The organism is Brevibacillus nigriterrae, assembly GCF_049846925.1.
Classification (GTDB): domain Bacteria; phylum Bacillota; class Bacilli; order Brevibacillales; family Brevibacillaceae; genus Brevibacillus_H.
Map to the genome: position 1 here is coordinate 35,816 of NZ_JBNCMT010000038.1, position 21,816 is coordinate 57,631.

Below are 21,816 nucleotides of genomic sequence, written 5' to 3' on the forward strand. Positions count from 1 at the left end.
TTATTCAAGTTATTTCTAATACAAGAGGTGATTTTAGTGAAAAGCGCACAATCTTTATTTAACATTAAAGTACCGAATTCTTATCGTTCAACAGAGTCACTCGCAAAACTTCCGCCGATTTTGAATATGTACTTGTTTGAATTACAAACGAATGGAAAAAAATATAATCTTATTATGGAACAGAAAAACTACCTATTAAGACTATATCGTTTTCTTTCACAGGAAATTAATGTTACTAAAATAGATATAGATAATTATTTTCCTAACCTTCAATTAGAAAACTTAAGAAATTTTGAGCAATACATTGATTACTTAATTGAGACAAACAAACTCTCTGGTAAAAAAAAGAGCAGCATTTTATTAGCCGTAGAGAGATTTATTAATTACTTGCACCTCAATAATTTAATAAGCTTTCAATTTAAAAGAAGCCCTTCTCCAAGGAAAATAAATGATAATAAACGTGAAGAAATCATAAAGGAATTTATTCAAGATTTACAAATGAAAAACTACAGTAGAATTTATGAGAATGAAAAGTATGTAAATTATTTTTTCTCCATTATAAGACATAAGCTAAATGATAAATCGATATTGAATTTAACAAAAGCACATCTAATAGAATTTGAAGATTTTCTAGGAGGTAGAATTGTTAGGGATGAGATTACTCCAGGTTATGCTTATCAAATATTAAAGAGTGTTCGTTTGTTTGTACGCTTTTTAAACGAGAAAAAAAATATAAAATTAACGTATTCTATTGCCAAGCATTTAATAGCCCATGGAAATAGAGCTAATGAATATGTTCCAAAAGACGATGTTATTCGTCTTATTAAAACAATTACCTCATTTTCAAAAGGATTAGTTGAGAGAAATATTTCAATTTTTTTCCTTTTACTTGAAACTGGATGTAGACCGATTGAAATCTGTTCCATGAATATTTCGGATATAGACGTTATAGAATCAACAGTTACCTTATATAGCAAGAAATCTGGTCAACGTAAAATGAAAATTGATCCCTTTGTACTAAATATATTAAAACAATATTTGAAAATACGCTTAAATCAAAATGTAAACAATAAGTTTCTATTCCTTACCTATTTCGGAGAGCCTTTAAGGCCTAATACAATAGGATCTCTATTCTCAAGAATTAACGTTAAAGCGTTTTCGAAAAATATGTATTCGGCAAAAACATTTCGTCACACTTATGCAACTAATGCTCTTGAAAATGGAAATGACTTCAATAAGGTCTCAAAATCAATCTACACTGGATTTCAACTTTATATTACTTACATCGTTCACCAAAAAGATTGATAGCTAATACAATTATGCATGATCCTACTCTCGTGATAAAAGGAGTTGTAAACTAATGTCGCTTGATATTTTCTCAAAATATAACTATGAAGAAATTTGTGCAGAATTGGGGATCTTACTCGATGATTTATTTTCATTAGTAAATAACAAAAAAAAGTCAGAGACAACACCACAAACAGATGAGCATACAATTCTAAAAATTATAGAACACTTCAAAAAAATGATTATAAATCAAAGGGATTCTGGGAGAAAATCTGAACAAACCATAAGGTATTATTTAAATTTTTTGAATAGATTTCAAAGGTTTATATCTAAAAATGAACCTGATTTGAAAGTAAATATGTTAAATGAAAGGCTCTTTGATCAGTTTATTCTAGGTTGCAATGGTAGGAAAAATACCACTCTATCTCCAGGCACTTTGAATACATATATTTCGATTTTACGAAAGTTATTATCTTTTGCACTCAATGAAGGCTACATAAACAAAGATCTCCGTTACCGTTTTCAAAGACATTCAGTTAAGCTCCTCCCTCGATATTTTCAAGAAAAACAAATTAAAAAAATATTAGATTACACAAAACATAAAACGCATGCTTACCTTTGGATATCAATAATTTGGTTCTTACTAGGAACAGGCTGCCGAGTTAGTGAACTAGTAAGTATACGTGTAAAAGACTTCGATTTTGAATCAAATCTTCTTTATGTAAAGGGGAAAGGGAAAAAAGAACGTTATGTCCCTATATACCCTCATGTTAAAGAAGTAATTAAAGAATACTTATTTCTTTCAGGTGTAAAAGAATGGAACAAAAATATTACTGGGTATTTGTTTGCTAGAGACCATGGAATGATTCGAGAAAAGAAAGTATCCATACGTAGTGTTCAATATCAAATACATGACATTGTTAAAAATCTAAAACTTGATGACCATCTAAATGTCCATTCCTTTCGTCATACGTTTGCTGTTAATTGTTTACGGGCAGGTATGAGAATCGAATATCTTAGTCAAATTTTGGGTCACGAGAATCCCGAAACAACCTACATATATATTCAAATGCTCCCGATTGATTTAAAACGTGAAGTTATGGAAAAGTTTCCATTTCCACTTGAAAAATTACTAATTCAATTATATGGCATAGGGGAAAACGAACATGGACACAATCCTGATTGAAATAAATAAATTTATTACTAAAAGTAAACTTGCTAACTCGACCAAAAAGAATTATTTCAATCACCTATATAAATTTGCAAACTACTTGTCTGCTCTCACCAAATTGAATTTATGTGAATTGCATTTAGAAGACTTCTATAAGGTTCATAGCTCAACGGGAGTATTTCTATTCTTCCGCCCTATAAACGCAGATCTATTAGATAAATATCTTTTTGATCATAGTGAAAAAGGATACCACTGGTTGAAAAAATCTAGATCTGCTATCTGTAGCTTGTTTCTTTATCTTCACAGAAATTATGATTTCCCTAATATTCCTAGAGATATGAAGTTTGATCTTAGCGAATATAAAAAATCAAAAAGACCACAAAGGATACTCAGTAGACATGAAATTTTATTATTAATGCACAATATTGTTCATCATTGTGAAGATCTGTATTTAGAACCCTTGTTATTTTCGATATTGATTTGCACCGGATGTAGAATCTCTGAAATACTTAATCTCAAAGTATGCGATGTAAATTGTGAAGAAGACTCTCTCTTTTTAAGAAATACGAAGAAAAAATCACAACGTAAAGTAATGCTTAGGGACGAATTTGGACTCGCGATAAAAAAATACATCGAATTGAAAAAGTTAACTTCTCAAGATTTCCTTTTTTGTACAGATGAAAAAGAAAAGATTACCCGATATTATGTTCAGAAACTATTAATTAAGTATTTATCATATTCTAAGTTAGAACCGATGAATATCCATGGATTGCGTCATTCATTTGCGACCCTTATGTATGAAAGTGATAGTGAGTTAATAGTTATTCAACAGTTATTAGATCATAGTTTTTTAAGTTCAACACAGAATTACGTAACCCCAAATTATATACGGAATTATGGAATAGTAATCAAAGAAAATAAGGAAGTTTATGGTGTAGCAAGTAAAGTTATAAATTGGTGTTAAATTAAATAGATTGACTCGTAAAAATTAATGAGTATAAAAGGAGTGTAATCTTACGGATGGACCTTATATCTCCCTATTGGAATAGCACTGAAACGAAGATAATGAGTCTCAGCTGCATATAAAGGAGCGGTTTTCCTCTACCCCGCTCCCTTTTTGTATTAGTTCACATAACAATGATTATGTGAAATCTATGTAATTCTCTCGTGCTTGCCGATCCAAATGTCTAAAATGTCCTTGTCACCAGACATGGAAAAGCCGAGACACTGTAGGCTGCTTTGATAACAATTTACTATTCTTGACTAACCTTAAATTGATTGGCATCTAGAAACACGATAGGGTATACACGAACGGGCGGTCTGCATTGCTATTCTGAGACCATTGGCATTTTCACATCTGCCACTTTACTCACCATCGTAGGTGACACATCAATACCATAGAGGTCCTTCATGTGCTATTGACCGCTGCCTCATGCTTCTTTACGATTTGTGAGTCAAACTCACTGTTTCGATTTACGGGTACGTGGAGCTCCGTATTGCCGAACTTGGTTTTCAGCTTTTTTACTATATCCGCTTCGACTATTCACTGTATGAACGCCATCAGTATGATGCTTGGCATAGTCCAAGTGGTCTTCCATTTCAGCTTCTTACAGCTAAATCGTGTCTCGAAACAGGTCTTTAAACATAACGTAAACGACCTCGATGGTACGGCAATTTTTTGGCTAATTCCTTGATCGTACGATCTCTTTTGTCTTGCATAAATGATCATCTCCTTAATGGAAGGTTTAACCATTTACACAAAACTTTTTACGCACTTGCTTTGGCTGCCCAAAACTAACGCGAGCGACTTCCTTTTTTCGTCTAAGTTAATCCTTTTATCCTTGCCCATCTTTTTTCCAATTTTTTATAAATAATATTTTATCTCTGGATAGCTCAAGTACTTTGTGTTCCATAATAATTTTTGCAGTTTCAGCTTTATATGAATTAATTTTATCTATCGCAATAAATATTTGTTTCTTGTTATTACTATAAAGCTCAACAATGCTCTCCAATGCAGGATTTTCAATATTTTTTAACAGTGGCAGGTCATGTGTTACCGCAGGTAAACAAGTTAAATCTAGCAATGCCAAATCAAATGTTATTAGATTTGCAAATGCTGTCCCCGTGCCAGTATCCCCAAACGTATTAAATGAATACCTCTCTCCAACAATCGTTAACGTAGGCGCACGTCTATTATCATCATAGATTTCTTTATTCAATTCAAACATTTTGATATTGATCTGATTACAAACATCAGATAAAATTTTCTCCTTGAGAAGACTCAAATCTTCTTTTGCACTTTTTATATTACCCTCAAGGTTTTTCTTTCTCGAATAAAAACCATTTTCGTCTGTCAGCTGCTTGATTTTAGATGCAACTTCTACAACTTTTTCTATTGTATATTTAGGAGCGTTTTGAATAGTTAATTTTTCTTTAATTACCTGGTCAATATCGAAGATCTCACTCGTAATTAGAGCGATTTGTTGCTTTATTTCTATTTCAGTCTTCTGAAGCTCTTCTTTCAAGATCTTCGTGATTGAAGTATGGAATTGATCAATTTTTCTTACCTGATCAATTTTAAAATTAGGAAAGTACTCTACTAGTTGTTCCAGTTCAGAATCTATGTTAATATTTCTGTTTGCAATATTCGTTAATGTTCTCTGCAATCGGCTCTCGTACATATTTTTTTGTGTAACGAGATCACTTTTTTTCTTTCTTAAAGCTAATATTTCTTTTGACACTAATGCCTCAATATCTAAAGTAGCACTAACTATGCTATCCTTTAATTTGGTGAGTTCTTCATTTAGCACTTTAATTCTTTTTTCATTTTGGCTAAATAAGCTTTTATTGATTTTTGGAATCAGTTCTTTCTTTGCAGCTTTTAGAATTACATTTTTTTCCTCAGTCAAATCCTTGATTTGATTTTCAAACTCTTTAATACTTTTGTACCTGTCAAAAAGTTTCAATAAGGCAACAATGGAGTCCTTTTGCTTTTCCTTTTCAAAATACTGTATTGGTTTTCTTTCATTTAGATTTTCTTTTCCGTACACCCTAAAATATCTTCCTATAATGTTGCGGAATGACAACTCATCAACTTCACAGTTATATTTCACCTGAAGAAGTTTTATATATTCATCTATTTTGATTGCATTTTGAACCTCAAAGTTTTCGTTACACACAGAAACAAACTTATACTCTGCTGTTTTACGTAAGAAAAAGAACTCTTCTTCTTCAAATATAAATGAAAATTTGAAGACATGATGACCCAAGTTCTCTATGGCATCACGGTTTTTGGTGATGTAATCATCACCTCCAAAACAAAAATCAACAATCATCAACATCGTTGATTTGCCGATAGAATTGGAAGCTAATTCGTCTCCTAAAACAACATTTAAACCATTATGAAAAATAACCCTTTGCTCAACAAATTTATTACAAATTATCTGTTTTAACATATCGAATCACCTTCAATTCTTCGTCAAACTCAATCTTCTCTAGAACGAATAAAACATCTAAAGCCAAAATAAATTGGTTTATATCTTCAAAATTCTGTCTAGTTTTCTCGAATAAACTCTCTACGCTTTCATTATTTACTATCAAAACATTTAGTAAGTATACAATCTTTGCTAGGATACTTTCCTTAAATGGAAATAGCTTATTAGGTAATATCAAGAAAATACCTCGCAATCTTGGACAAAGTACGCAATCACAATTTCACAAGCCCTACGAGATAAGCGTTCAGTTTTTTCGTTGAGCCATTCCACTAATGCATTATATATATATTCTTGGTTAGTATTAGTTTGCATACATTTCCAATAAAAACTCCTAACCTGTGAAGCAAGTGTTTGAAATTTATGTGGAGTAGCATGATCGATTGCTACAAAAATATTCCTTATAAAATCAAAATAGTCGACTGCATCGTTTGTAATTTTCCGCTTTAGTATGAACGGTAGCGTATCGTTTGTTTTTTCAGCAATCTTTAAAGACTCATAACTTAAGGGAACGGGTTCCCCATCAATATTTTGCAACTTTTCCAATACAACTCTTATTTCGCTTTCTATGTTAAACAGGTAGTATGTACTTTTAATCTCTGCCTGTTGAAGAAGTTCTTTTTTTAATCTAACCCATTTCCGATACTCTTCAACAGTTCGCGGGTTATCAAAACGCCCGTGGCATTTCCCACAAACAGCAATTACATTCTTTAAGTCGTTAACATCTTCCGATAATCTTTCTTCATCTTTTAATAACTCCACTTCTACTGGCAAAGGATTAGCTGGATAAATGTGAGCGACTTCAAAAGATCTAAATATTTTTCCACTTTTACGATGGGTTAGTTCGTCCCCACACAACGGGCAATATCCGCCTACTTCATTGAATAAAAGCATTTTTTCATTCGGACTAAACTCCCGTCTGTTATCATCCATATTTCCGATCACCCACATTCACATCATTGGATCTATTATTCAAAGTCGAATCCTGTTGAAGAATTCGACATTTGTCAGTTAATTCCTTCCAAACAAATAATCTAATGTCCTACATGGCAAACATAAAATAGAACCAGAAGCAATATGCCCCTAGTTCGTAAACATTGCAATACTATTTTTCACTTCGTAAGTCCTTATAAGATTCCCTTGCGATTTCTTCCATTACGGAGTTATAGAACTTCTTATCTTCAAATAATTTTGAGAAAGAAGTCATTGACTCCATATAACATTCCTGAGCGATTTTTTTGAAGATGTCAGGGAAGATACTCCGCTCGAAAACCTCAGCATCGTTATTTTTTGCATACGTCTTAAGCTTCTTATTATCTTTAACAACCTTATTATAAATCGTTTCTACAATAACCTTATCGCCCTCTGTAAATGTACCATTAAACCGCTCGTTAATTTTTCTGATGATGTTCTCCAAAAGGTCATCATCACTAACTATTACAGACTCTGGAACGAACCTTTTGGGGTTTGAGAGAATTTGATACTGCGTATTGCTTTCTAGGACAATATCTCCTTTAAATGTTTCTTCGAGCTTATAAAATTCCAAGCGCAACTTGTCCTCTAAAATAATCTTTTTATCGTTTTCTTTAGGGATCATTTTGGCAAGATAAGAAGTAAAGGCAAATTCCTTTTGGAGGCTCTTATCAAACATTCTTACTACTTGAGCGATATAAGAATACCACTTGTTAAAATTCCTTATCGTCATTCGGTATTCGTAACGTTTTTCGACATCAAGGTTGTTGTATCTATCTACTACTGGCTTTAACAGGGCGGTCATTTTGCCGAGGTCTTTATCTGTCTGCTCGCCATTCTTATAGTAAATTTTGATAAAACTTTCAATGTCAGCATCATTGTAAAGCTTAAATTTTCGCAACAAACTTTGTGTTTGATAAATTAAGTTGATATTTATTTCCTCATCAAGAATGGTAGCTTCGTAAAAACGGGAAAATGATTTTTTCATATCCTCTGCAGAATTCACAAAGTCCAAAATAAACGTGTCATCTTTGCCACGGCAAGTACGGTTCAGTCTTGAAAGTGTCTGAACTGCCTTTACACCTTCAAGTTTTTTATCTACAAACATTGTGTGCAGTAATGGTTCATCAAACCCAGTCTGATACTTCTCCGCAACGATTAGACAGTTGAAGTCATGATGAAATTCTTCAGGCAACTGCTTTTCTTTAATCGTGGATCCATCGGCACGCTTATTCATACCTTCTTCAGTATAGGCTACTGTTTCTCCATACTCGTTTAGATCATTTATTACACCTGAGAAAGCGATTAATATATCAATATCGTCATATTTATTTTTCTCAATATACCTCTTAAACTCGTGATAATAGCGAACAGCATGAAGGCGAGATGCAGTAACCACCATTGCTTTTGCGTTTCCACCAATTTTTTTCTTTGTTATCTCTCTAAAATGTTCCACCATAACAGCTGTTTTTTGTTGTAGATTATGCGGATGCAGCTCCTGATATCTGCGAACCGCTTTAACCGCCTTTGTTGCTGGAACTTCGGGGTTATCAGGTGTATTCTTGGCAATTTTAAAGCAAGTTTTATATGTCATATAGTTTTTAAGCACATCGAGAATAAATTCCTCCTCGATAGCCTGTCGCATACTGTAAATATGAAATGGACGGAAAGTGCCATCGCCTTGCTTTTCACCAAACATTTCAAGGGTTTTCTCTTTTGGAGTTGCAGTAAAAGCTAAGAAAGATAAGTTCTTGTGTCTACCGTGCGTAATTAACTCTTTAACAAGCTGATCTTCAGCATCTTCCACTTCGGATTCTGCTTGGTTTTCAATATCGGCATATTCTTTTAATGCTTCTTCTACATCAGCCAGAGCTGCCTTTAATTTCTTTGCACTATTCCCATTTTGGGAGGAATGGGCTTCATCCACAATAATGGCGAACCTTCTGCCTTTGTTGTCATCTATTTCTTCATAGATAACAGGAAACTTTTGAAGCGTAGTGATTATGATTTTTTTGCCATCGTTTATTGCATCACGCAGATCCTTTGAGGTCTTCTTCTCGTCAATGGTTTCGACTACGCCGTCAATATGATCGAATCCAGATATCGTATTTTGTAGTTGATTATCAAGCACACGTCTGTCTGTAACCACGATTACGGAAGTAAACACACTTTTGTTGTCCTTATCGTGAAGGGTAGCTAGGCGGTAAGCAAGCCAGGCGATAGAATTACTTTTCCCCGATCCTGCGGAATGCTGAATTAAATAGTTCTTTCCGCTACCATTAACTCTAACGTTAGCTACCAGCTTTGTCACAACATCCAGCTGGTGATATCGTGGGAAGATTATTTTCTTGCTTGTTTTCGTTTTGCGCTTTCCGTTCACTTTTTCGGTTGTTTCTGAGACATCCAAGTGTATATATCTCTGAAGTATGTCCAGTAAGGCATCTTTTTGCAGAACCTTTTCCCATAAATAAGAGGTAATATAGCTTTCACCATCACCGACAGGATTACCCGCACCGCCTACTTCGCCTGCGCCATTAGATCCTTGGTTAAAGGGTAGAAAGAAAGTATCCTTTCCCTTTAGATGTGTTGTCATTGCAACTTCGTAAAGATCAACAGCAAAATATACAAGGATTCTGTTATTAAAGCCGAAAATGAACTCCTTAGGATCACGGTCATACATAAACTGCCTTTTGGCATTATCGACGGATTGACCTTTTAGCTGGTTTTTTAGTTCCACGGCTACAATAGGTATACCATTCAGGGATAACACCATATCAATTGAATTTTCATTTTGTATGGAATACTTATATTGACGAGTACACGTTAGTATGTTTTCACTATATTTCTTGATAACGATATCATTAAGGTCTGTTTCTGGTCTAAAGAAGGCAAGTTTAAACTTGATGCCACGATCAATAATGCCGTGCCTCAAAACATAGATTAAGCCTTCACTATCAATATTGGTCTGCAAACAACGATAAAGACGAGTTTGAGCATCTGCTCCATCACGTTTAACTTGGCGTTCCCATTCTTTGGGTTGTGAATTGGAAATAAAGGTAATGAGTTTGTCCATATCAATTGCTTTTTCACGGTTATATGTACTAAGATCTCCTTTAATATAACCACCCATCGGGGAAAGGAAAAAACTTTCTATATCCTGCTCGAACCGCTTCTCATTGTCCTGCATTTTTTCTACACCTCCTTTTTTCCTGTTACACATTCATAAATTAAAGATTTTTTATAGTTTTCTAGTTCTGATATCAACTTTTGTTTTTCGGCTATTAATCTGTCAATTCCAACACATTTTTTTTCAATATATTCCGTTATAGCTATTTGCTCCTCGTAACTTGGCAAAGCAATTTGAATATTAAATAAGTCGCTTGTATAAAGACGACTCAAACCTGCACCAACACCTCTGATGTATCTTTTAAATTGTTGTATGCATTTTTTTGTTTTAAAAAGATATTCAAGAAACTTAACAAAAGTCCCCTGTTTTCCAACATAAACAGCATAATCTGGACTAACAACTCCGTTATAAGGAGATACTGCAAAAACACCTAAATGTGCTTTCAACTTATTAAACACCAAATAATTTTTATATACTAATTTCCCACCAATATAACTAGAAGTAGCGTGTGGAATATAAAGTTCGGTTGATTTGACTATCCCGAATTGTTGGCTCATTGAAAGCGGTTCTTCTTTACCTTCGATTGATTTTTCAATACTTTCGTCTAATAAATATTTAACTTTTGTTAGGCTCCAATGCTCTGGCATCTCCCCAATCCACTCAACATCACTCTCTTTCATTGACACACTAGTGTTTAATCCCTTAGTAACCGCCTCTGTAATAACCGATTGCTTATACGCTTTATATTCTTCAATTGATGATTTAGTGTTTTGAATAATGCTATCAATTTCATTGCATTTTTGATCAAGATATTGTGCTATTGCTATTTGCTCGGTCATAGGTGGAAGGCAGGTATATAAGTTAAGTATCATGTTTACAGCCAATCCAGGTTGTGCTGTAGAAATTGAATATTGATTTAGATTCATTGCGTATAAAAGCCTATAACAGTAATTAACATTACTATTTAAATTACAAGTAGTCACAACAGCATGTTCTGTTGCCCAAAATTTACCACTTACCAAATTTACATTACCACACAAAGCGCCTTGTCTACCGACAAGTACGAATTCACCGTCTTGATTATAATCATGGTAATATCCTCTTAACCCATTTCCACCATAAACTGGATAATTACCTTTTTCATCTATTTGCTCTGATATCAAGTTTAAACCACTTTTCATCGAGCAGATGTTCTTTATTTTCACAATTCTCCAATGATCTGGTATCACGCCTATCCATTCAATGCCACTTACTTTCATTTTGCGGCTCAATTGTTGACACCATCCTTTGAAAACAAGCGTTCAAGGGATGTGGATATGCTTTGTTCCAGTTCACGAATTCTCTCTGCAATAACCTCACTTATTTCTGGAGATGTATACTTGTAAAAATATCTTGTGAAAGGTATTTCATAACCAACAGTTGTTTTGTTCTTATTAATCCAAGCATTATGATTGAACGGTTTGACTTCTCTTTCAAAGTAAATATCAATATCCTCTATTAATGGCACATTCTCTGTATCTCTTTTTGCAGGATCAGGTACGCTCTTATTCCCCTTCATAACGGGTTTACCATCTTCATCAAAAAGTGGACTTTCAACAGTTATCTTGTTAAAACCAAACTCAACATTTTCAATAACTTTGGACTCACAAGTTTTATCACCTAGTGAATAGATCTTATTTTGATGTTCACCATAAGTCTTCACAATAAGATCTCTGCAAGCATCTGTTATATCATTTCTCTTATTACCTATAGATCTTTTTCTTTGTTCATACATATTTGAAGCATCAATAAGCTGAACTTTCCCTTCTCTATGGAACGGCTTAGTTTTTGTAATTATCCATATATAAGTTGTTATACCAGTGTTATAAAATGAGTCGGTTGGAAGCTGAATAATGGCATCAACCCAATCATTTTCAATTAAGTATCTTCGAATTTCACTTTCGCCAGAACCTGCAGAACCAGAGAACAATGGTGAGCCATTTTGAATAATCGCCATTTTGCCACCTGTGTCCTTTAGCTTGCTTACACCATTCAACATAAATAGCATTTGACCATCAGATATTTTGGGCAGTCCTGGGGCGAATCTACCCTTATCTCCAAGCTTATGTTCTGCCTTAACTGCGGCTTCTTCACGTTTCCAATCAATACCGAACGGTGGATTTGAAATGCAATAGTCAAAGGTATAGCCAGAGAATTTATCATCTGAAAGTGTGTCGCCAAACCGCATATTATCAGCGTTACCACCCTTGATAATCATGTCGGCTTTTGCGATAGCATATGTTTCAGGGTTGAATTCCTGCCCAAAACAACGAATTTCTGCATCAGCATCTAATGCGCGCAGGCGTTCCTCCATACACCCTAACATCTGTGATGTTCCCATAGTTTGGTCATATATAGTTTTAACAACACCATTTTCTATAAGAGCATCTTTCTCATCACAAATAAGAAGGTCCGTCATTAGATATATAATGTCACGGCTTGTAAAGTGCGCCCCCGCCTCTTCGTTGTAACTTTCTGAGAATGTTTTGATTAAGTCTTCAAATATGTAGCCCATATCGACAGCAGTTATTATGTCAGCACCTAGATAGCTTGATTTTTTATTAAACTCCTGAATGATATAGAAAAGAATATTATTATTAGCAAGTTTAGTGATTTCCTTATCGAAATCAAAGTGAGCAAGTACATCTTGAACATTGTCAGAAAAACCATTTAGGTATGCGCGAAAGTTCTCTTCAATATGAGATGAATCTGCCAAGAGAGATTCGAAGGTAAATGAGCTTGTGTTATAAAAACTTAGTTCTGAAGCTGCTTCCAAAAAGCCATCTTTAACTTCAAAGTTTTTGACCTTTTCGTAAGTTTCAAGCACTTTTTCCCTTGTTGGCAAAAGTGTATCGTGAAACCTTTTAATAACTGTCATCGGGAGAATAACTTTGCCATATTCATGTGGTTTATATAGTCCTACTAAATGATTTGCATTGTTCCAAATCATATTTGATTTTTCTTGGATGTTTACTGTTGTTTGTTTGCTTGAATAAACTTCTGACATTCTGCCTATCCCTCTTTCGTTGAAAAATACTGCCGTAGACTTATTCCACAGTTTGTCTATATTCTCCTTCATTCGACAATTGGCACCATAATCATACGACGAAATAATGTCATTACGTTGTCAGCAAGTATTTGTTCTTAGCGATAAGGTGATTTTTTAAAGAATAATAAGCCTATAACGATTATAGGCTCAGAAAATTTGTTGATCTATTTATACAGTTAATATAGAAGTCAACTGGCTTATGAATAATTGCCTGCGCTGCTCAATAAAGTTGTCAGAATTCGTTAGTTTCAAATCGATGTTAGGTATATAATGTTTCTCCATATAATCTTTACTCTTTGATAGGTCAGGATACGTCTTAACTATCCATTCATTAAAATTCATATTCGACTTTTGTTGGTTAGGCACTCCTTCGAGTAATTGTAAATTTACAATGACATTACACTCATTAATAAAGGCATCTTGTTTGTCTTCTGGAACACCAATTTTTGATAAGTTTTTCTTTGTGAATAGGCTCTTAGCAAAGATATGATCCAAATGAAACTTATCTCTAAAATCTAAAGTCGGGTAAAGTAGAGCCAACACTGAGAATGTATGCTTCTGACCATATTGATAAGTCAGCAGGTTACGTGAAAGACTTTGTTCCGCCCTTAAATTCTTCAATGATAATATCCAGTGGAAAATTGTCGTAATTATTCATTATAATTTTCCTTAACGGTCTGAGCACGTTGTCTGGCTGACCACTGAAAACTCTTTTTAACAACGCCAGAATCAACCGCTTATGTACCAGCTGTCTGTCGCTCTCGTATGCGGAAGATTGAACGTAGTTTGCGGGCAAACCTCTTTTCAATAAATAATAAGCTATTGGAATGATGGCATTGTTTGACGTTAATGTTTCTTGGTTAAACCCAAAATTGGAGACTAGACTGATTGCCAATCTAATCGCCTTTTTACGTCATCCCAATTCTTCTCGATCTTTTGAATAGTCTCTGTACCAAAGTTGTCGACTTTAAAAGCAATATCGCTAAAATCGCAAAGAACCAACTTACTTTATTGAGCGGCGTACCCGTTACGATTCGAACGTACGACTTGCATTTCAAGAAACCTTCTCACCTTTTTAATGTTATTATATTTTCATTAAACAATTTATCAATTACGAGCTTTATTTGTTAGTTTACCATTATTTGTGATAAGGTTCTACGCAACTAATTCTAATCTAAATACAAAAAAAGGGTTTGTAATAATAGACAGATCACATAATGTCAATTATGTGGAACCATTATGTAGTTAACGATTAACTCCACTCGTAACTTTCAATTACGGAATGTCCTTGAAGTTCATTCACATTGCTGCTATTAATTGATGTCCCCCATAGTATTACCTCGCTAAGTTTCTGTTTTCAAACATTTTCTATTTGTTATCTCTTTTCTCCTGTCGAAATCAGAAAATCCGATAATAGTGAGTATGTGCATTTGGTTAAAATGAATATAATTTATATAACATTAAAATGTTTAGTACCTACTCCTGTGACACTATTTCACCATCTTTAAACCAAATTAGTTCAGGTTTTCTGGGTTTGGGTACATTTGTTTCAAATTCTATAAATAAACCATATTGATATTTGAGTTTGTTATGGGGAGTGTTATCTGTATAACACTGTAATTTTTTAAAATCATAATATCTGTCAATTAAATTTGTTGATTTTTTAATTTCAATTATTAAGAGATTACTGTTATTTTCACCTCTATTATGAATCACAATATCCGGGTAAATTGAAATAACAGAGTGAATAATTTCATCAATAACAATTTCTTTGTTAATACTCTTTCTTAACCTTTCCGCCTCAACTTTTACCACATATATATTCTTAGAGCCATCATCTTCATCAACATTTTTGTTATACTCACAGTCGACATTTAGGTCGAAAAATTCTTCTTGGAGATAAACAGCAAATTTATGAGCTATTGTTCTTTCATTTAAATTATTAACGAGTAAATATTGATCTCTTTCAAATAGTTTTGAGATGGCATTATTAACTCTATTAAATATAGTGTTATTAATCATTAAAAATCTCCTTCTTGTAAGTACCTAATGACGATTTCAGACAACTTTTGTGTATCTACAAATCCAGATGCCTTAAGTATTAAATGGATAATTTATTATAGCTACATCATTTATTCTTATAAGATTATATCTACCATATGTAATTAAAGATGATAATCTAAAAGCTGTCCCCCAAAAATAGAGACAGCTAAATCTCAAATTAATAAGTTAACTTTTTAACTTCATTAGTAGGTAATCAGCAACTATCCCAATAGATTGAATTAAATTAGCTGCTTCTTTTTGACTAATATTCGGCAAAAATGGACGTCCGTGGCCAGTTCCCTCTTTATTACGTATTGCATTAACTGAACAACCCAATTCATATAATGATCTTTCGTAGCGTTTCATTGGTGATTCGTTTGGCTCCGCTTTTGCTTGTGAAGTTGCTAGATTAAGAGCCGTAAAAGCTTGCCCTAAAAGAAACGGAAAATTATTATTAGTGTTTGTTTGTCCCCACTTTACTAATAAAATATGTTTAGCTACAGCTTCAAGCAAATCTTTACCTGTCCCTGCTAATAAAGCAGCATCCATCGACCCTCGCTTCGCTCTTCGAACGTAAGCTTGAAGTGCTTCAGTCATGTCTTTTTCAGTCAAGTTATCTAGCACTAATGAATTCAACTCACCATTTAATGATAAATCGTACCCTTCAGAGCGAAAAGCAGAAATCGCATTATTTATCGCTTCTTTCCCCACGTAATTCGGTGAATCTTGCCTGAATCCGCCACAACCACGTATTAATTCAATTAGTTTTGTAAGTAATCTTTCTCCTGCATCATTATCATTCTCCATTGCCCAATTCAAAACTGCCCGAACTCTTTTATATTTTCCAACAGTTTGACCTAGTGACTTAGGGTCAACATGTTGTAATTTAACTTGTCCAAACAAGAAATCAAGTTCCGAATGGCTAGGTTCTCTTTTATTTTCAGTTAAAGAATCATCTATCATTTTAGAAACAGACAAGATAATTGAATCATTAATAGGAGCAGAGGTTATTTTCATTATTTTACTCCTTGAAGGATATTTTATTGTAACTATAAATATTATAATAGCTTCTTAATCATTTTCCAATAACTACTATATCCTGACAACAATCGCCATTTTCTAAAATTAAATAACCCCGATAATAGACATTATCGGGGTTATAAGTCTAGTTAAGTCTTTATTAGCTTTTTCTTCTTATTTTCAGTTAACATAATCTTAACTTTGTTATAAATATCCATAAATGAAGCTCCAGTTAATTGATTATATACTATAAAAGTTAGTAGAAGTGTGCCTTGAAACACAAAGAATAAATATCTAATTATTTTGCCTGAGCTTCCTAAATTGTTGCTGCATTTGCCCATTCAAAAAGCACCGAAGTCCTTTTTTTTGATAGAAGCATTAAGTTATCTTATTCAAGATGCTTTCGATAATCCCCGTTTCAGTACCTTCTTGAATACCACTTTCCTTTCGCCAACAAGCGGAGTGCGACAACTTCTTTTCACAAACAAAATCCGCCCCTCTGCGAACAACGCGGTAGTCTTTGCCTTTGTAGTTGATCAAAGCAATATGTTCATCTATTGTTATCCATTCTGGAATTTCACCTAACTTATGTATTGCTAACAGAAATTCGGTAGTTGTTTGGTATCTTTTACCGAAATCTGGGTTTGTAGCAGTTCTAATAATACGTTTTACTGCTTGCGTAACATAGGCGGGCAAACTGTCCAAGTGTAACAACTGACCTTTTTTCGCTTTTGTATGAAGCAGATTATCAACGAAAGTTGACTTTTCAAAATCGTCCGGCAAAGCATTGTATTTTTTTTGCTGAGCTTGATTTAACCAATCCTGTTCACCGTAAGGCAAATACCCTCCCAAAAGCTGATAAAGAACCATACCTATCTGATAAATATCAGAGCTATAAGTGTATGAACCTTGTTCGTATACCTCCGGTGGTCGGTATAATGCTGCGTGTTGAGAACCAGAAACAAAGCTTTGCCCTTCGGGAATTCTCTTGACAGAACCAAAATCTGCAATCAATGGATTTCCTGAAAAATCCAATAAGATGTTTGCTGGCTTTAAATCTCTATGAACCATGTTATTGGGTTCATTGTGCATGGCTCCTACTCCATCAAGAAGGCCTCTAATGATGTTAAATGCTTTCTTCGTGCCAATGTTATTAGCCTCAATGTGTTTATCCAAGTCGCCACTTCGAATTTCCTCGGTCGTAAAATACGCCCAACCATCGCCGACACTTCTAGCATCCCAAACATCGATTATGTTTGGATGTTTTATTTGTGCTAACAACTCAACTTCTTTGTTTGCATCATCCCCATAGTAATAGAACTTTAATGCAACTCTTTTTTTCATTATTTTATGGTATCCAAAAAAGACATAGCCATTTCCACCTTTTTCTGAATAACCATCAATTTCTATATCATTTAACGTATGTAAACAGTCGATAATGACTGCTGGTGCGGAAATCTGCTGAATATCCATTATTCCTCCAGAAGATAATATGCAACTGTAAATGCATCGACCTGGTATTTTAGCAAATTAAATTTGTCGAGATCAATAGGTTGTTTACGCAAAGTAGCTGCAATTGTCGCAGTGTGTACAAGTGTGACCGGTACGTCTAACGTTTGAAAAATGCTTTCAATCTTGAAAGAGGCAGCTCCAGCACTGAATTGACCTTTGGAAGCCCGTTTCTTGATACTTACATCAGTGATGCCTTCACTGTTAATATAGCTGGCAATCGTTTGTCTAAAAGAATGTATGTCTGCTTGATTATTATCATCTTTTAGTTCGATTTTTTTAACCGCACTTAACATTAACTCTGGGTTTTTTCTGTCTCCCGATAATGTGACTACTACAGCTGTAGACCCTTGTATATCTACCCCGCATACTACTTTCAACATTTGTTTCCTCCCTCTTAAAAAAACGTTATAATCTTATGATAAGATTACTGACAATGTTCTGCAAACTTATTCTGTACTATTCGACTTCCTCACAGAACTTCGACTATTTATAACATTTTGCCATTATGTCCTGTATACTTCTATAATTGTTTTTATTGAATCCAAAGAGGTGGACATGCAGCATTAAGGTACAGGTGATCCATAAATGGCCAGACACCCTAGTTGTGGATTTAATATTACTTCCGATAATAAGTCTTATCGGTACCAGAATATAGAAAAACTCTCTATGCAGAAAAACTACAGGAGAGTATTTTTGATTAGTTCCCTATTTATTAGGAATAGGTCATTTAATTCTACTATAAATCCTCTTTAGATTAATAAGAAAGTGCGCAACTCATTCTTAAAGTAAAACCCCCATTATTTTATAAAAGATACGTTCTCTTAATTGTTCTATCGATAAATACACACCATTTTCTCTGCTATGGAGCATAGCGTGGCAGTTCGGACAAACAGGAATTAAATCTTTTATAGGGTTTACAATATAATCCTGTTTTATTTCGTGAAGAGGCTTAATATGATGGACATGAATAAAGTCTTTTCCTATTTCTCCATATGTATTATAAATATCTAAATCACAGATTCGACATTGAACCCCATAATGACCAACACATTCCTTACGAGCAATCGGATTTCTTTCATATACATTGACCGTAACCGTTTTTCGCATACCTTCTTCTAAAACTATCAGAGACTTCGTCTGGGTAAAATCCTTCTAATTGCCCAGAGATGTAATTCCAGGCGAAGTGAAACCCAAAGCCAAATTGCTCCAGTTTTTTCTCAAATAAGCTTAAAGTAATCTTGCTAAACCAATGTAACTTTTGCGTACACATTGATACCCAATCTAATAATTTACCGTTAGTTTAATCTCGGTTGTAAAAACTAATTCATTAAACATTCGCCAACTCTTCCTTAATACATGTTTTAACAAGTGTATCAAGAATATCAATACATTCCCTCGTATGTTCCAATGGTTGTCTGTCACTATTACCATGGAAAATCGGATTTCGAACAGCATACAGCGCAAGCATAATGCCTTCTTGGAGATTACTAGTTTGTGAAGGAGAAATCGAAATTGAAGTCGTAACACCTTCAGTTGTATCAATATGATATTGTAATTCATCTGAAATATTGATAGGACCACGTCTACTCTTTAGTGTCAAAGCACTTGCTGCAAGTCTTTGAATCGGGCTTTTATTGTTATCATAATAGTCTTTCAAAAGTTTTCTCGCATAAAATCTATTATTTATATAGTTCTTTATTTGCTCCTTTTCACTATTTAAACCAACTTCAAGATTATATAGTGCATTAAATGAAGTCCAAAGTAATCTAAATTTTGACACAAGATTAAAGAAAGTAAGTCCATTTCCTTCACCTATTTCATTAGCTCCACGTAGCCAGTATGAAGAGGTTTGAATAGAATCGATAATTTTTTGTTGTAATGGAGTAGTAATCACTTTATTCATATTTGTCATTACAGTTGTAATATCATTAATAGGTACGGGTACCTTAAACTCTTCTTTAAGTTTTACCATTGTCGAAGAAGGATAGAATCTTGGCCCTTCAGGAATTTGAGCACCTTTTTGATTAATTGTTGTGATTTTTAGAGCTTCACCTTGTTGCAAACTTGGTATGCTACCATACGTTGGAGAAACCATATTAAACATTATGGCAGCTTTTAATTTATTATAAAAACTACTGATTAATGTTTCTCCGTCTAATAGTACATCTATATTTGAGGATGAAATTGTAGTTGTTACACATCCTGTAATAATTGTATGGCAGTGTCCATCGTCATCAACATTAATGAAACTCACCTTATGTAATCTTGAGTAAGATGTGTTGAAAGAATTTAGAAATGACTCATCAAGAGAACCATTTATTGTTACTCCTTTTAAAACTGTTTCAAAACTTAAAGTATATTCTGAATAAGTCATTGCACACTTCTCCCTTGATCTACCTTATTTTTAAAGAAATTAATATTGATTGTAAGGTTGACTACATAATACACTACATATTTTAAAATAACACTCTGGGACAAATATTCATCAAAATACAATAAAAAATAATGAATAAGAATGGACTCTGTGTGACCAAAGTTTTGAAAAAAGGATTCATCATCTTGAACCTTTTATTTACGCTCCATTGTTTCTCTTCTTGACTCCCTTTAATCTCTCCGGAGTAATTTTATGTCTCAATTATAAAAACAGCATATGGAGTAAGGAGAACGTGGTCTATTTGAGAAATCCCGATTTTGATTTAGGGTTAATTAAGAGCAAATCAGTGAGATGTTAATATTCTTTAGGCATTTGGTCTAATTGAATGTTAACTGTTTATTCACCTAACTCCCTATTCTAATTGCCTTTTTGTTTTGTATTTCTTTACTTTTAACTTTTTACGTTTTTTCTTCTGTTTTGTTTTTCCGCTGAAAAAGTTTGATCAAATTAGATATCATCTTAATGTTCCTCTCACTTTAGCCTACTAGATCTTAATTATATTAGATTCCAACAATAGGGTATTATACAATAAAATCCACAATCAAAAAATAAAAAGCCCGATACTAAACCTTATCGGACCTATTGTTGTTGAAGAGTTCATCTTTCAAATAAAAATAGCTACAATACGTGCAGATTCTAGCATTCAACTAGACGAATAATTACGTGTTTTATACCCAAAATTATCGAATTTTATTAATCCTTCAAATATTGATTTCAGGATAATTTAGCGACTTACATAATCTTTCAAGCTGCAGTCCAGAATCATTAACTAGAATTTCTGGACTTCTAGCTCTTACATACTTAAGAACTTCCGTTTCAAATTCTCCTAATGCAGCGATAATTTCTTCCGATCGATCATGAGCTTCTATTTCATAAGGACGCTGTAAATACGGAGTAGTTCTCTCAAAATTTCTTTTAACTTCTAATGTAAGTGTCCCTTGTTGTATCTGCTGAATGTGTATTAATTCATGTACGATGTATAACTTTAAAATAACATCAAGAATTCTATAAAACGTTTGCCAGTCGTGGATACGATGACCAAAGACTAAATTAAAATCTTGAGCAATACTCTTCACAAAAAAATTCAACTTTCTTGTTTCAATTCCAAAGCCTGCTTTAATTTCCGGTTCTTGGAATCCTTCGCAATCCACCACTGCATATTCATAAACGTACTCTGTTACATACTCTTCGCTTGTAATATTTAGTGTAGTCTTAATTAAATTAGTAAATTCGATTAAATCAACACTTTGTAATCTTTTCTTTACAATATCACCGTCTATTTCTAAAGAAGTTAACATATTAAATTCCCCTTATCGTATTTTGTATATAAAATGGTTTTGTTATTACTTCAACCAGTTTCAGTAACCTTTTGTTGATCAGTACTTTTAATCTTACCTAAACTTAAGTAACACCTATCACAAATTAAATAAATTAAACGAAAAACTAAAATTAGTAAAATAAAGCTTAGAGCAATAGAAATAATACCTATTAAAAAGAAAGTTAGAAATTTTATTACGAAAGAAAACCAAAATGTAATAATAAATTCGTATAATATCTTGATAATAACAAAGAATGTGAATGTCAACCAAAAAGTTGACCACCGTGCTCATCAAAAAATTGACCACCATGGCAAAATATAACCACCCGCTGGGTGGGTAACTTTTTCATGAT

Annotated in this window: 18 protein-coding genes; 3 read left to right on the forward strand and 15 right to left on the reverse strand. The window is 33.5% G+C overall.

The genetic code is table 11. The annotated features are described in order from the left end of the window. Window positions 1-36 precede the first annotated feature (36 nt). Genes ACPW7N_RS22265 through ACPW7N_RS22275 form a run of 3 tightly spaced genes read left to right on the forward strand, consistent with a single transcriptional unit; the run spans window position 37 to window position 3,422 of the window. The gene (locus tag ACPW7N_RS22265) at window positions 37-1,305 is read left to right on the forward strand and encodes a tyrosine-type recombinase/integrase (RefSeq protein WP_425653578.1); all 1,269 of its coding nucleotides are present in this window, start codon (window positions 37-39) and stop codon (window positions 1,303-1,305) included. Between the two features lie 55 nt (window positions 1,306-1,360). Continuing rightward, window positions 1,361-2,473, forward strand: a complete 1,113-nt coding sequence (locus ACPW7N_RS22270) for a tyrosine-type recombinase/integrase (RefSeq protein ID WP_425653580.1) — start codon at window positions 1,361-1,363, stop codon at window positions 2,471-2,473. Further along, the gene (locus ACPW7N_RS22275; protein ID WP_425653582.1) at window positions 2,454-3,422 is read left to right on the forward strand and encodes a tyrosine-type recombinase/integrase; all 969 of its coding nucleotides are present in this window, start codon (window positions 2,454-2,456) and stop codon (window positions 3,420-3,422) included. The genes ACPW7N_RS22270 and ACPW7N_RS22275 overlap by 20 nt, the downstream gene beginning before the upstream one ends. Window positions 3,423-4,293: 871 nt before the next feature. On the opposite strand, the gene ACPW7N_RS22280 is transcribed toward ACPW7N_RS22275, so the two are convergent. From ACPW7N_RS22280 to ACPW7N_RS22350, 15 genes are all read right to left on the reverse strand, one after another. Next, the gene (locus tag ACPW7N_RS22280; protein ID WP_425653584.1) at window positions 4,294-5,913 is read right to left on the reverse strand and encodes a DUF2326 domain-containing protein; all 1,620 of its coding nucleotides are present in this window, start codon (window positions 5,911-5,913) and stop codon (window positions 4,294-4,296) included. Next, entirely contained in the window at window positions 5,891-6,145 is a 255-nt protein-coding gene (locus ACPW7N_RS22285) for an ABC-three component system middle component 7 (protein WP_425653585.1), read from the reverse strand. The genes ACPW7N_RS22280 and ACPW7N_RS22285 overlap by 23 nt, the downstream gene beginning before the upstream one ends. Continuing rightward, a complete protein-coding gene (locus tag ACPW7N_RS22290; protein ID WP_425653586.1) occupies window positions 6,127-6,882 on the reverse strand; it encodes an ABC-three component system protein in 756 nt (251 codons plus the stop codon). The genes ACPW7N_RS22285 and ACPW7N_RS22290 overlap by 19 nt, the downstream gene beginning before the upstream one ends. Before the next feature lie 172 nt (window positions 6,883-7,054). Then, window positions 7,055-10,108 carry a type I restriction endonuclease subunit R gene (locus ACPW7N_RS22295; protein ID WP_425653587.1) on the reverse strand — a complete coding sequence of 1,018 codons (3,054 nt, stop codon included), beginning with the start codon at window positions 10,106-10,108 and terminating at the stop codon, window positions 7,055-7,057. A gap of 5 nt (window positions 10,109-10,113) precedes the next feature. Continuing rightward, window positions 10,114-11,319 (reverse strand): restriction endonuclease subunit S, encoded by a 1,206-nt coding sequence (locus ACPW7N_RS22300; protein WP_425653589.1) that lies wholly within the window; start codon window positions 11,317-11,319, stop codon window positions 10,114-10,116. Further along, complete coding sequence (locus tag ACPW7N_RS22305; protein ID WP_425653591.1) at window positions 11,316-13,094, reverse strand: type I restriction-modification system subunit M; 1,779 nt, start codon at window positions 13,092-13,094, stop codon at window positions 11,316-11,318. The genes ACPW7N_RS22300 and ACPW7N_RS22305 overlap by 4 nt, the downstream gene beginning before the upstream one ends. 210 nt (window positions 13,095-13,304) lie before the next feature. After that, on the reverse strand, window positions 13,305-13,757 hold the full coding sequence (locus ACPW7N_RS22310) for a GmrSD restriction endonuclease domain-containing protein (RefSeq protein WP_425653593.1): 453 nt from the start codon (window positions 13,755-13,757) through the stop codon (window positions 13,305-13,307). A gap of 855 nt (window positions 13,758-14,612) precedes the next feature. After that, window positions 14,613-15,158: a hypothetical protein gene (locus tag ACPW7N_RS22315; protein ID WP_425653595.1), complete on the reverse strand. Its 546-nt coding sequence runs from the start codon at window positions 15,156-15,158 to the stop codon at window positions 14,613-14,615. A 207-nt stretch (window positions 15,159-15,365) separates the two neighbouring features. Then, window positions 15,366-16,196, reverse strand: coding sequence for an abortive infection family protein (locus ACPW7N_RS22320; RefSeq protein ID WP_425653597.1), 831 nt, complete (start codon window positions 16,194-16,196; stop codon window positions 15,366-15,368). A gap of 381 nt (window positions 16,197-16,577) precedes the next feature. Continuing rightward, complete coding sequence (locus ACPW7N_RS22325) at window positions 16,578-17,672, reverse strand: serine/threonine protein kinase (protein ID WP_425653599.1); 1,095 nt, start codon at window positions 17,670-17,672, stop codon at window positions 16,578-16,580. Further along, window positions 17,672-18,091 carry a DUF3010 family protein gene (locus tag ACPW7N_RS22330; RefSeq protein ID WP_425653602.1) on the reverse strand — a complete coding sequence of 140 codons (420 nt, stop codon included), beginning with the start codon at window positions 18,089-18,091 and terminating at the stop codon, window positions 17,672-17,674. Before ACPW7N_RS22330 ends, ACPW7N_RS22325 begins: the two co-directional genes overlap by 1 nt. A gap of 400 nt (window positions 18,092-18,491) precedes the next feature. After that, window positions 18,492-18,818 (reverse strand): HNH endonuclease, encoded by a 327-nt coding sequence (locus tag ACPW7N_RS22335; RefSeq protein WP_425653605.1) that lies wholly within the window; start codon window positions 18,816-18,818, stop codon window positions 18,492-18,494. Between the two features lie 220 nt (window positions 18,819-19,038). Then, window positions 19,039-20,085 (reverse strand): hypothetical protein, encoded by a 1,047-nt coding sequence (locus ACPW7N_RS22340; RefSeq protein WP_425653607.1) that lies wholly within the window; start codon window positions 20,083-20,085, stop codon window positions 19,039-19,041. A gap of 250 nt (window positions 20,086-20,335) precedes the next feature. Continuing rightward, window positions 20,336-20,407 (reverse strand): nuclease-related domain-containing protein, encoded by a 72-nt coding sequence (locus tag ACPW7N_RS22345; RefSeq protein WP_425653613.1) that lies wholly within the window; start codon window positions 20,405-20,407, stop codon window positions 20,336-20,338. 439 nt (window positions 20,408-20,846) lie between these two features. After that, window positions 20,847-21,443: a hypothetical protein gene (locus ACPW7N_RS22350; protein WP_425653610.1), complete on the reverse strand. Its 597-nt coding sequence runs from the start codon at window positions 21,441-21,443 to the stop codon at window positions 20,847-20,849. Between the last annotated feature and the right edge of the window lie 373 nt (window positions 21,444-21,816).